The sequence below is a fragment of the Grimontia sp. NTOU-MAR1 genome, assembly GCF_035758505.1.
GTDB lineage: Bacteria > Pseudomonadota > Gammaproteobacteria > Enterobacterales > Vibrionaceae > Enterovibrio > Enterovibrio marinus.
Window position 1 is genome coordinate 1,583,251 of sequence record NZ_CP142108.1, and the last position, 12,216, is coordinate 1,595,466.

The 12,216-nt window shown below is 49.6% G+C and carries 13 protein-coding genes; 5 read left to right on the forward strand and 8 right to left on the reverse strand.

What is annotated here, in order from left to right; translation table 11 throughout:
• Nucleotides 1-107 precede the first annotated feature (107 nt).
• A complete protein-coding gene (locus tag VP504_RS07335; RefSeq protein WP_325893628.1) occupies nt 108-998 on the forward strand; it encodes a 2-dehydropantoate 2-reductase in 891 nt (296 codons plus the stop codon).
• Nucleotides 985-1,584, forward strand: coding sequence for a DJ-1 family glyoxalase III (locus tag VP504_RS07340; protein WP_325893629.1), 600 nt, complete (start codon nt 985-987; stop codon nt 1,582-1,584). The genes VP504_RS07335 and VP504_RS07340 overlap by 14 nt, the downstream gene beginning before the upstream one ends.
• Nucleotides 1,585-1,677: 93 nt before the next feature.
• On the opposite strand, the gene thiI is transcribed toward VP504_RS07340, so the two are convergent.
• The 3 genes from thiI to pomA form a co-directional block, all read right to left on the reverse strand.
• Nucleotides 1,678-3,126, reverse strand: coding sequence for a tRNA uracil 4-sulfurtransferase ThiI (gene thiI / locus VP504_RS07345; protein WP_325893630.1), 1,449 nt, complete (start codon nt 3,124-3,126; stop codon nt 1,678-1,680).
• A gap of 138 nt (nt 3,127-3,264) precedes the next feature.
• Nucleotides 3,265-4,194, reverse strand: a complete 930-nt coding sequence (locus VP504_RS07350; RefSeq protein WP_325893632.1) for a flagellar motor protein MotB — start codon at nt 4,192-4,194, stop codon at nt 3,265-3,267.
• Between the two features lie 10 nt (nt 4,195-4,204).
• Nucleotides 4,205-4,966: a flagellar motor protein PomA gene (gene pomA, locus VP504_RS07355; RefSeq protein ID WP_325893634.1), complete on the reverse strand. Its 762-nt coding sequence runs from the start codon at nt 4,964-4,966 to the stop codon at nt 4,205-4,207.
• Between the two features lie 413 nt (nt 4,967-5,379).
• Between pomA and xseB the strand changes: the two genes are divergently transcribed.
• From xseB to dxs, 3 genes are read left to right on the forward strand one after another with little or no spacing between them, the layout of a single operon-like run.
• Nucleotides 5,380-5,625: an exodeoxyribonuclease VII small subunit gene (xseB, locus tag VP504_RS07360; protein ID WP_325893635.1), complete on the forward strand. Its 246-nt coding sequence runs from the start codon at nt 5,380-5,382 to the stop codon at nt 5,623-5,625.
• Nucleotides 5,618-6,517 carry a (2E,6E)-farnesyl diphosphate synthase gene (gene ispA, locus VP504_RS07365; protein WP_325893637.1) on the forward strand — a complete coding sequence of 300 codons (900 nt, stop codon included), beginning with the start codon at nt 5,618-5,620 and terminating at the stop codon, nt 6,515-6,517. The genes xseB and ispA overlap by 8 nt, the downstream gene beginning before the upstream one ends.
• A gap of 26 nt (nt 6,518-6,543) precedes the next feature.
• Nucleotides 6,544-8,409 carry a 1-deoxy-D-xylulose-5-phosphate synthase gene (dxs, locus tag VP504_RS07370; RefSeq protein ID WP_325893639.1) on the forward strand — a complete coding sequence of 622 codons (1,866 nt, stop codon included), beginning with the start codon at nt 6,544-6,546 and terminating at the stop codon, nt 8,407-8,409.
• 63 nt (nt 8,410-8,472) lie between these two features.
• Here dxs and pgpA read toward each other — a convergent pair whose 3' ends face one another.
• From pgpA to ribBA, 5 genes are all read right to left on the reverse strand, one after another.
• Complete coding sequence (gene pgpA / locus VP504_RS07375; protein ID WP_325893641.1) at nt 8,473-8,958, reverse strand: phosphatidylglycerophosphatase A; 486 nt, start codon at nt 8,956-8,958, stop codon at nt 8,473-8,475.
• A 3-nt stretch (nt 8,959-8,961) separates the two neighbouring features.
• Nucleotides 8,962-9,933, reverse strand: a complete 972-nt coding sequence (thiL, locus tag VP504_RS07380; protein ID WP_325893643.1) for a thiamine-phosphate kinase — start codon at nt 9,931-9,933, stop codon at nt 8,962-8,964.
• A 57-nt stretch (nt 9,934-9,990) separates the two neighbouring features.
• Nucleotides 9,991-10,446: a transcription antitermination factor NusB gene (nusB, locus tag VP504_RS07385; RefSeq protein ID WP_002537000.1), complete on the reverse strand. Its 456-nt coding sequence runs from the start codon at nt 10,444-10,446 to the stop codon at nt 9,991-9,993.
• 12 nt (nt 10,447-10,458) lie between these two features.
• Nucleotides 10,459-10,929 (reverse strand): 6,7-dimethyl-8-ribityllumazine synthase, encoded by a 471-nt coding sequence (gene ribH, locus VP504_RS07390; RefSeq protein ID WP_002536998.1) that lies wholly within the window; start codon nt 10,927-10,929, stop codon nt 10,459-10,461.
• A 168-nt stretch (nt 10,930-11,097) separates the two neighbouring features.
• The gene (gene ribBA / locus VP504_RS07395; RefSeq protein ID WP_325893645.1) at nt 11,098-12,207 is read right to left on the reverse strand and encodes a bifunctional 3,4-dihydroxy-2-butanone-4-phosphate synthase/GTP cyclohydrolase II; all 1,110 of its coding nucleotides are present in this window, start codon (nt 12,205-12,207) and stop codon (nt 11,098-11,100) included.
• Nucleotides 12,208-12,216: the final 9 nt, after the last annotated feature.

Below are 12,216 nucleotides of genomic sequence, written 5' to 3' on the forward strand. Positions count from 1 at the left end.
AAATGTATATTCAGAGGCAGCCAAATGGCTGCCTTTTTGTTTTTCAGCATTCGGCTCCTGTCACAACAATGGTATGCTTCCTATAGATCAATAAAGAAGGATGAAGCATGCGTTTTACGCTTGTCGGTGCCGGTGCGGTCGGCGCATTATGGGGACTAAAACTGTTTGAAGCTGGCCATCAGGTTCACTTTGTTACACGCAAAGAGGAGTCTCAGATAACACTGGGATTCGAGCACCAAAAACCGCAAACTTTCTCTGCTAACCAGCCCTCTTTGGGTGAAGATAGCGATTGCCTTGTGGTTTGCGTCAAAGCCTTCCAAGTCATAGACGCTATCAGTGCTGTTAAGTCTCATCTTCACCCGGATACACCCGTGGTTTTAATGCATAACGGTATGGGAACAGCCAATGATGTTCTTCAAACACTGGACACAAACCCTCTGGTGCTTGCCACTACCTCCCATGGCGCTTTAAAGATCTCTCCATCGGTATTACGACATACTGGCCTTGGGGAAACACGCCTGGGTGGTGCAAATGTCAGTGGAAAACAGTGTGACTTTCTTGCTGACGTTTTCAGCCATGCTCTACCCAGTGCCAAATGGGAAAAGGATATTCAGACCGCGCTTTGGCGGAAACTGGCCGTCAATTGTATGATCAATCCTATGACTGCACTGCGTCAATGCCAGAATGGCGAGTTGCTTTCTGATAGCTTGCGAGAGCAGCTAAACACATTAAGTGAAGAGATCGCTTTGGTCATGCAAGCCGAAGGATTAAACGTCGCATCGGGTGACGTCTTACAACACGCATTACAGGTCGCGAAAGCCACTGCAGAAAACCACTCTTCGATGAACCGGGACGTGCATTTCAAACGCCGTTCGGAAATCGACTTTATTACCGGCTACCTTATCAGCCGTGCAGAATCACACGATATAGCGGTACCGGAAAACCGGGCGCTGTATCAAGCCATCAAGAATTTGGAGCTATCCTATGACCACGCCTAGCGTATTGGTGTGCCTGGCCCAAGGCACAGAAGAAATGGAAGCCGTCACTGTTATTGACGTTATGGTACGTGCTGGATTCAACGTCACAACAGCAAGTGCTGCAGAAAACGGTGAGCTCACTTTGACTTGCTCACGTGGTGTAAAGCTGACCGCAGACATTCCACTAGTCAAAGTCGCGGATGAAGAATTTGACTGCATTGTTGTACCGGGCGGCGTAGAAGGCGCTAAAGCCTTGGGGGAAAGTGCGTTGGTTGTTGAAATGATTAAGCAGCAGCAGTGTGACCAGAAATGGGTAGCGGCAATCTGTGCAGCGCCTGCTTTGGTGATTGAGAAGAACCAGCTGTTCCCAGACGCTTATAAAACCTGCCACCCATCATTTATAGACCATATTCCGGCAGATAAGCAGAACAGCCGTCGGGTCTTCACTGATCACGACCACAAACTGATCACCAGCCAAGGTCCGGGCACTGCGTTGGAGTTTGCTATTGAGATTGTTTACTTGCTGGCAGGCAAAGACAAAGCCCGAGAAGTCGTAGAACCAATGGTGATTATTCCCAACCTCCATTACGAAAAGAAATTCGCTTAACCCTGCACTGGGTATACCTCAAACCAAAAAACCGACCTCGAAAGGTCGGTTTTTTGTTTCTAAGTCTTCTCGCTACGCTTTCTCGGATCAGCCTTACGGACGGTATACCTTCACATTCGCGTAGCCATTTTCTTGCAGGTAGAGAGCCTGCAGCCTGCTCATCACGCCGCGATCACAGTAGAGCAAATAAGTTTTGCTCTGGTCTAGATCGCCGAATTTGGTTGCCAGTCTGAAGAATGGAATGTGCACCACTTCCGCACCATCAATTTCCAATGGTTTTTCGTCTTCTTCTTCAGGGCTACGGATATCCAGCACCACGGCACCTTTAGCAATTTCGTCCACCAGTTCAACGTCTGGCGCTTTTTCTTTACTCAGCTTGCCGATATCACGGATATCAATGATTCGTGCGTCGTAAACCACTTTATCCAGAATGCTGAAATCAAAGTTCGCTTCTTCCGCTTCTAACTTCGCTTTCTCAGCTTTGATGGTTGGTTTACGTGAAATCACACCACAGTATTCCGGCATGGTCTTGGCGAAATCTTCAGTACCAATCTCGCGAGCCAGATTAATGATGTCTTCTTTGTCCCAGTTGATCAAAGGACGCAGGATCAAGGTGTCAGATACGTTGTCGATCATACGCAAGTTGGTCAACGTCTGGCTTGATACCTGCCCTAAAGCTTCACCGGTCACCAATGCCTGGATGCCAAACTTTTCCGCTACCATGGAAGCCGCTCGCACAAACATGCGCTTGAGCACGACACCCATTTGGCCGTCATCGACTTTCTCAAGGATCTCTGCCACAACAGGTTCAAAATCAATGGAAATGAACTTCACTTTGGCAGAAGAACCAAACTTCTCCCATAGGTAGTGGGCGGTTTGTTGAACGCCAATCTCGTGTGCTGCGCCGCCGAGATTGAAGAAACAATAGTGAACTTTACTGCCACGCTTGATGTGCAGATAGCTGGAAACGCCGGAGTCGAAACCGCCAGATATTAAGCTCAACACATCTTCCTGAGTACCCAGCGGGAAGCCGCCCTGCCCTTTAAAGCGCTCACGAACCACATTGACGTTTTCTTTGTCAACTTCCAGATGTACAACCATGTCAGGTTTTTTCAGCTGAACACGGGCTGATTCAACATCTTGGTTCAAGCCACCACCCACGTAGCGCTCGACGTCGATAGATGTGAAGTCATGATTGCCACGACGCTTGGCACGCACGCAGAAAGACTTACCTTTCAACTGATGTGCCACCGTTGCTGACACGATTTCATAGATGTTATGCAGATCAGTAAACGGCGTTTGCTCAACTTCCAACACATGGTGAATACCCGGCGTGTTGGTCAGCACACTCAGTGCAATATCGCGCTCAGCATCGTTTTTTAGCGAAACCTCGATATGGTCACGACGGTTGAATACCGACATAGCGTCTGACTTTCGCTTAAGAATATTTCGGATGTTAGTTTCCAGAATTTTCGTGAAGCGTTTCCGTACAGATTCACTTTTGACCATCACCTCAGGGTGAATTTTTACGATAAATTTCATAACAGGTTTCGCTACGGCTTTAACAAAGGCGCGGATTATACCTTAAGCATAACGTATTCGAAATAACCACACTGAAGTGAGTACAAAAACAAAAAAGGCAGCGTCAATGTGCTGCCTTTTGTAAGGGATTCAAACGATTCAGTTTTCTTGAATAGGCTCAACCGGAGCACTGGTAGAAATCTCATCAGATTCTTTCGGCTTACCCTGCATAATGGCAATCTCCACACGACGGTTTTGAGCCCGGCCTTCAGGTGTATCATTCGGCACGCGGGGTGAAGAGCCAGCGAGTCCCTCAACCCGCATTCTCATTGGGTCAAAACCTGTCACTGTTTCCATTTCCTGGGCAACAGAAACAGCGCGTTGCGCAGATAGGTCCCAGTTAGAGCGATAAAGCTCGGAGTCCAACGGTGAGTTGTCGGTGTGGCCGGAAACACGGATCTCGCCCGGTACGTCTTTCACTAAATCAGCGATCTGACGGACTAAAGGACGAAATTTTGGCTGTAGAAAAGCAGAGCCTGCCGGAAAAGCGCCGTTTTCGCGAATGCGAATAATCAGTTGCTGCCCCAGGTTTTCTACCTCAACGGCTCCTTCTTCCACTTCACGCTCAAGTGCTTGAACGACCATTTGGGCAGTACTCGACATCTGTTCTGTGTCTTGTTCCTGCTCCTGCATGGACGCTTCAGTAGCAGTAGAGCCCCCATCCAATTTTGCTGAATCGCGTTGTGAACCACCCGCACGCTCTGATTCACCATCTTGAAAGTCGAGCGTACGCTGCGTCATATCGATGGTTTGCTGCATGATAACTTCAATCGGCGTGGGCTCTGGACGGCCCGGGCGGAACTCCTGTGCAATCACACTGGTACCTTTCGGGATGTCTTTTACCTCAAGCAGGTTTTGTACACCGAAAGCGAATTTCATCGAGCCCGCGATCTGCTTGAACTTCAATACATCCATTTCCGAGAATGAAAGTAGAAGTACGAAGAAACACATCAGCAAAGACATCAAGTCAGCGAAAGTCCCCATCCAGGCTGGTAGGCCTGGGGGGGGACATTTGCATTCATCATCCATACCCGACTCCTTATCCCTCTACGTCAACTGCACGTTTCTTCTCGTTGAGGTAGTTCTTCAGGTAGCCGTCAATAACACGTGGGTTCTGACCATCCTGTATTGCTAAAAGACCGTCCATGATAAGACGTCGGTTCATTTTCTCTTGATCTTTACGCAGGCGAAGCTTACTGGCGATAGGAATCGCAATCATGTTTGCCAGCATTGCGCCGTAGAGTGTTGTCAAAAGTGCTACCGCCATCGCAGGGCCGATCGCTTTCGGATCGTCCATGTTTGAAAGCATGGCTACCAGACCGATCAGTGTACCGATCATCCCCATGGCAGGGGCTACGTCTGCTAAGGCACTGTAAAATTGTGCGCCAGCATCGTGCCTCTCGTCTGTCATCACAATGTCTTTTTGAAGCGTCATCTTCACGACTTCGGCATCGTGACCATCCACCAGCATGTCGACCCCTTTCTTCATGAAAGAGTTGGTCACTTCCATCTCTTCAAGTGCCAAGAAACCGCCTTTACGTGCTGCATCTGCCATCTCTACGATTTTGGCAATAAGGTCTTCCGGGTCGTCAGCTTTGAACATAAAAGCCTTTCCCGCGATTTTAAATGCACCAAAGAACTGACCCATGGTGTAGTTCATCAATACAACAAACAGGCTGCCACCAAATACGATTAACGTCGAAGGAACATCTACGAACATGCTGATGGTGCCACCAAGCAACATCGCCATGACGATGAAGGCAAAGGCGCCCAAAATACCTAGAAGTGTCGCCAGATCCACGGAACGATCCCCTTAAATTTTACTAGCCAGAAAGAGTAGTGACGTATTCTCAAGCGACCTGAGATTGCAGGTTATTAAACCGCTTGAGTATGACTGAATTCGCTGTCTGCCCTTCCGTTAACGGCAGATGTAGCGATAGATTTAGCGCGTACTTTAAATTTTATACCCATCTCATCTCAAGACGCAGATTTTCCTCTCAAGATTAAGCTAAATGTCCACTTCTGAATAGAGTAAGTAGACATTGAGTTGGACGACAATTTTTTGCCGCTGTCGAAAACACACGCAAAATTCAGGCCGTAATCGTCCATAACCCCAGAAAATCTACCCCAGCAGCGCAGATTTTCACTCAAGCGTTTGACCCTTAACAGGCACTGGGTTAACTTCTCCGCCATTCTGATCGTTCTGGATTTATCATGGCTGCTAAGAAACCTGAGAACATGACCTTTGAAGAAACACTCAAAGAGTTAGACACGATTGTTAATGGCCTTGAAAGTGGTGATTTACCGCTCGACGCGGCGCTAAAGCAATTTGAACGCGGGATTTCTCTGGCTCGCCAGGGACAAAAGACACTCTCTGACGCCGAGCAACGCGTGGAGATCTTGCTCGTGCAAGACGACAACGCCCCTTTGGAAAAATTTGAAGACACGCGCGATGAGTGACACTGCTTTAACTTCCACCCTCATCTATTACCAAAACCGCAGCAATGTGCAGCTTTCACGTTGGCTGGACAACCTCGGCAACGATGAACAGCCTTTGATCCAGGCAATGAAGCATGGTGCGTTACTCGGCGGCAAACGTGTTCGCCCTTACCTGACTTATGTAACTGGTAAGTTATTTGGCGCTCCGGAGGAGGCTCTGGACACCCCAGCAGCCGCGGTTGAGTGTATTCACGCTTATTCGCTTATCCATGACGATTTACCCGCCATGGATGATGACGCACTGCGTCGCGGTCAGCCAACTTGTCATGTTGCTTATGATGAAGCGAGTGCCATTCTTGCGGGTGATGCCCTACAGACACTGGCTTTCACCATTCTGGCAGAGGGAGATCTTTCTGCGGAAGGTAACGCGTACCGTATTCAAATGGTGAAAGAGCTGGCATCTGCATCCGGTGCTGCTGGTATGTGTCTGGGGCAGGCATTAGATCTGGCAGCGGAAGGTCGGAAAGTCGACTTAGCAGCGCTGGAAGCCATTCACCGCCACAAGACCGGAGCCCTTATTCGCTGTGCGGTTCGTCTCGGCGCATTGGCGGCGGGTGAGAGAGGTGTAACATACCTCGCAGAACTGGATACATTTTCAAATACCATCGGACTTGCCTTCCAAGTGCAGGATGACATTTTAGATATTATCAGCGACACCGAAACCCTTGGAAAACCGCAAGGTTCCGATCTCGAAGCGGAAAAAAGCACCTACCCGGCGTTGCTGGGACTGGAGGGCGCACAGCAGAAAGCCGAGCATCTATACCAAGAAGCACTACAAGCCCTGCAAGCGATCCCCTACAATACAGAGCAATTAGAACTGTTCGCCCGGTATATCATCGAGCGCAAGAGCTAAAACAAATAGCGCCATAAAACGAATATATGACTCTCGATATTTCTAAATACCCAACGCTCGCGCTGGCAGACATACCTGACGAACTCAGAACGCTGCCACGTGACGTTCTGCCGAAGTTGTGCGACGAGCTCAGAACGTATCTACTCAACTCCGTCAGCCATTCAAGCGGCCACTTTGCATCCGGTCTTGGCGCCGTTGAGCTGACCGTGGCACTTCACTATGTCTATAATACCCCTTTCGATCACCTGATCTGGGATGTAGGCCATCAGGCATATCCACACAAGATTCTGACCGGCCGCCGCGAGAGACTCACAACTATCCGTCAAAAAGACGGCTTACACCCTTTCCCATGGCGGGAAGAAAGCGAATATGACGTACTGTCTGTTGGCCATAGTTCAACCTCAATCAGCGCAGCGCTAGGGCTTGCGATTGCGGCAGCTAAAGAAGGCCGTGAACGTAAAGTCGTCAGTGTGATTGGTGACGGCGCGATCACTGCCGGTATGGCATTTGAAGCCATGAACCATGCTGGCGACGTACACGCAGATATGCTGGTGATCCTGAACGATAACGAAATGTCGATTTCAGAAAACGTCGGCGCACTGAACAACCATTTGGCACAACTGCTTTCGGGTAATTTCTACACCTCAATCCGCGAAGGCGGCAAGAAAGTGCTGTCTGGTGCGCCACCGATTAAAGAGTTGGTCCGCCGCGCAGAAGAACACCTGAAAGGTATGGTGGTGCCGGGCACTCTGTTTGAAGAGCTGGGTTTTAACTATATTGGCCCTGTTGATGGCCATGACGTTGAAGAGCTGGTCAAAACCATCAAGAACATGCGAAACCTTAAAGGGCCGCAGTTCCTGCATGTCATGACCAAAAAAGGCAAAGGCTACGAGCCGGCGGAGAAAGACCCGATTGGCTATCACGCTGTACCTAAATTCAACCCAGCTGAAAACACCCTTCCAAAAGCCAAATCATCAGGCCCTACTTTCTCCAAGATCTTCGGAGACTGGCTGTGTGATATGGCGATGGAAGACGAGAAGCTTCTGGCGATAACACCAGCTATGCGCGAAGGCTCTGGTATGGTGCGATTCTCCAAAGAATTTCCGGATCGCTACTTTGACGTCGCGATTGCGGAGCAACACGCTGTCACCCTAGGTACAGGTATGGCGATTGGTGGCTACAACCCTGTCGTTGCTATTTACTCTACCTTCCTACAACGCGGTTATGACCAATTGATCCATGATGTGGCGATCATGAACTTACCAGTCATGTTCGCCATTGACCGTGGCGGCCTTGTGGGGGCTGACGGACAAACGCACCAGGGTGCATTCGATCTCAGCTTTATGCGTTGCATTCCAAATATGGTGATCATGGCGCCGAGTGACGAAAATGAATGTCGCCAAATGCTCTACACCGGCCACACTCATCAGGGGCCAAGCGCCGTTCGCTATCCACGCGGTAACGGCTGTGGCGCCAAGGTAGAAGAGGTCATGACTGCGCTATCCATCGGTAAAGGTGTCATTCGCCGTCAAGGTGAAAAGATTGCTATCCTGAACTTCGGTACCATGATGCCTTATGCACTGGAAGCGGCGGAGAACTTGAACGCTACCGTTGCAGATATGCGCTTTGTAAAACCATTGGACGAAGCTCTTATCGACGAGCTTGCCACGTCTCATGATGTACTGGTGACAGTCGAAGAGAATGCGATTTCCGGCGGAGCAGGTTCAGGTGTGCTTGAGTATCTGATGAAGTCACGTCAAATCAAACCAGTGCTCCAAATTGGTTTGCCAGATAAGTTTATCCACCAAGGCACACAGCAGGAATTGCACGAAGAACTCGAGATAGACGGTAAAGGCATTGAAGCAAAAATCCGACGTTATCTGGGTGAATAACTTATAAAAAATATACTAAAAACGGCGCATTCAGCGCCGTTTTCTATTTCGTAATGCCACAGACTAACTGAGCCAGTACGTGTAGCCTATCCAAAGTATCACCATTGACATCAAACCTGCCACAATATCATCCAGCATGATCCCAAAGCCGCCATGCACTTTCTTATCCAGCCAACTGATAGGCCAAGGCTTGACCATGTCGAAAAACCTGAAAATGATAAATCCAGCCAGCACAACCTGCCAATCAGTCACAGGGACAAGGAACATGGTGATCCAAAAGCCGACAAACTCATCCCAGACAATACTGCCATGATCATGCACGCCCATATCACTTGAGGTGCGTTCGCAAAGGTAAATCCCCACCAGAGAACCAACCACAATAGCGATTGCCAATGCGAGGGGAGACAAGCTCACAAGCAAATAATAAAACGGCACCGCAGCCAGCGTACCCATGGTGCCCGGCATAATGGGAGAGAGGCCAGAGCCAAAGCCTGTTGCCAAAAGATGAACAGGATTGGAAAGACGAATTTTACTAATTGGATTATCCATACATCACTCGGAGAAATGATCCCAACCGCTCAGGGACCAATCGACAGGTTTGTCCTGCCATTGCACTGTTACGCCTTCACCATGGCGAATCTGACCGATACAGGTCACAGCAGTATTAGTATGTGCAAAGGCCGCATCCACCGCACCACGATGGCTCTCAGGTACAGTAAAACAAAGCTCATACTCTTCGCCACTGGTCAGTGCGATTTTCGCTGCCACTTCTTCACCGCCAGCAAACGCCACTAACTCTTCCGATACTGGTAGGGTTTCCGCATTAATAACGGCAGACACGCTACTGGCTTTCAGGATGTGCTTGAGATCCGCCACAAGACCATCAGAGATATCCAGTGCCGACGAAGCAATTTCACGCAGCGCCTGCCCTGCAAGAATTCTCGGCTCAGAATAATAGTGACGGTTAAGCAGTGTAATTTCAGTGTCATTCTTTGGTTTTTTGCCATTTAAGATGACTGAAAGACCCGCAGCACTGTCGCCAAGGTTGCCTGTCACATAAAGCCAATCACCCGCTTTTGCGCCATCACGACGAGTGGCTTTACCAGCAGGGACAAAACCCTGAAGCGTAATCGTAATACTCAGGGGGCCTTTGGTCGTGTCACCACCAACCAGTTGGACGTGGTAGTATTCAGCAAGCTTATAAAAGCCTTCACAAAACGCTGAAAGCCAAGTTTCATTTGGTTCAGGGAGTGTCAAAGCAAGAGAGCACCATGCGGGCATAGCGCCCATGGCAGCAAGATCGCTTAAGTTGGAAGCCAGCGCTTTATGCGCGACTTTTACAGGATCAGCATCGGGGAGAAAGTGGGTGCCTGCTACCAAGGTATCGGTCGTGACGACCAGTTGGCAGTTTTCCGGCACAGTGATGACGGCAGCATCATCTCCAATCCCCAAGTCCACATCGCGGCGCGTGACTGGCTGCGATTTAAAGTAACGGTTTATCAGGTCGAATTCGTTACCGGCCATTATTCCATCCCTAAGAAAAAGGCCAGCGTGGCTGGCCTTTGAAGTCTTAACTCGATATTACTTTTTACGCAGCGTCGGTACCGCTTTATCCAGCACACCGTTCACGAATTTGTGGCTGTCTTCTGCGCCGAAACGCTTCGCCAGCTCAATCGCTTCGTTAATAACTACTTTGTAAGGAACGTCTTCGCGTTTGCACAGTTCATACATAGCCAGACGAAGAAGTGCATGTTCCATTTCATCCAGATCCTGAATTGGACGAGACAGGTAAGGACGCATTTTGCTGTCCATTTCCTGATAGTTCAGAACGACACCCGCCAGCAGATCACGGAAATAATCTACGTCAGTTTCTGGTTGGCGCAGACGTGGTTCTTCTGCTTGATGCTCTTCTTCTTCATAGTTGTCTGCTGCCAGGAATTGAGCTTCGATATCAGCTACGTTACCTTGCGTCAGTTGCCATGAGTAAATCGCTTGTAGTGCAAAATGGCGCGCATTGCGCCGTGCGGCTGGTTTCACAGTAACCCCCGATTAGGATTCGATTTGGGACAGTACGTTTACCATTTCAAGCGCGCTTAGTGCAGCCTCTGCCCCTTTATTACCAGCCTTGGTACCCGCGCGTTCGATGGCTTGTTCAATGGTGTCTACGGTCAGCACACCGAATGCAACAGGAGTATCAAACTCCAGTGCTACCTGTGCCAGACCTTTGTTACATTCTCCGGCCACATAGTCAAAGTGTGGCGTACCGCCTCGGATCACGGATCCCAGCGCGATAATTGCGTCGTAACGGCCGCTTTTAGCAACACGTTGCGCCACCAATGGCAGCTCGTAGGCGCCTGGGCAACGTACTACAGTGATATTGTCTTCGCTTACCTGGCCCTGACGCTTCAGCGCATCAATAGCACCATCCAGCAGGCTTTCGTTAATGAAGCTGTTGAAACGGGAGATAACGATAGCAACTTGAGCATTTGGTGCTGCGAACGCACCTTCGATTACCTTCATGGGCCTTCCTGTGACTTATTTATCCGGATTGAGAAACCGCGGGATTCTATCACACTTTTCTGCAAAGCCGCCAGCGGTTATCCGGGCGGGAATTTGCGTCGAATCCTACAGGCTATAAATTAAAAAACGCAGCATAGGCTGCGTTTTCTCTGTCAGCATCGTTTTAGTTTAGTCGACGACGTACTCGACCACTTTCAGGCCAAAGCCAGATAGTGCATGGTAGCGCTTGTTAGTAGAGGATAACAAACGCATATCCGTCACACCCAAATCCGCCAAGATTTGCGAGCCCACACCAACACGGCGGCTGGTGCCCTGCCATTTGGCAGCTGCCGGTTTCTCGCCTTTGTCCTGCGCTTCGAAGGTACGTACTTTGTTGATGATGGACGAAGAAGACTCTTCTTTACCCAGAATAACCAGCACTCCACCATCAGCATTGATACGTTTCATCGCATCACTCAATGACCAACTACGCTCTGCTGATCGGTCAGAGTGCAGTAAGTCCGTAAAGGTATCCTGCAGGTGAACACGCACCAGCGTTGGCTGGTTGCTCACCTCACCTTTGCGCAGGGCATAATGCACCTGGCTGTCGATGGTGTCGCGGTAAGTGATCAGATCAAACTCACCATACTCGGTTGGCAGTTTACATTCTGCCACGCGCTCAATGGTGGTTTCGTTATTGTTACGATATTCAATCAAATCAGCGATGGTGCCTAGCTTGATGCCATGCTTCTCTCCGAACTTTTCCAGGTCCGGACGGCGTGCCATGGTGCCATCTTCATTAAGTATTTCAACAATCACACCTGCTGGAGAGAAGCCAGCAAGACGCGCCAAATCACAACCTGCCTCGGTGTGACCAGCTCGGGTCAGCACGCCACCATCCTGCGCCATCAACGGGAAAATATGTCCTGGCTGAACCAAGTCAGCGGCAACTGCATTGGGTGCAACGGCTGCTTCTACTGTGCGTGCACGATCGGCGGCAGAAATACCCGTTGTTACCCCTTCGGCCGCTTCAATCGAAACAGTGAAGGCCGTGGAGAACTGCGCGTTATTATCGCTGACCATCAGCGGTAAACCAAGGCGTTGGCAACGATCTTTAGTCATGGTGAGACAAATCAGACCGCGGCCATATGTCGCCATAAAGTTGATGGCTTCCGGCGTGATTTTTTCTGCTGCAATGATAAGGTCGCCTTCATTCTCGCGATCTTCATCGTCCATCAGGATAACCATTCTGCCCTGACGGATATCTTCGATAATCTCTTCTGCACTGCTGATTGGCATGGTTCTGTC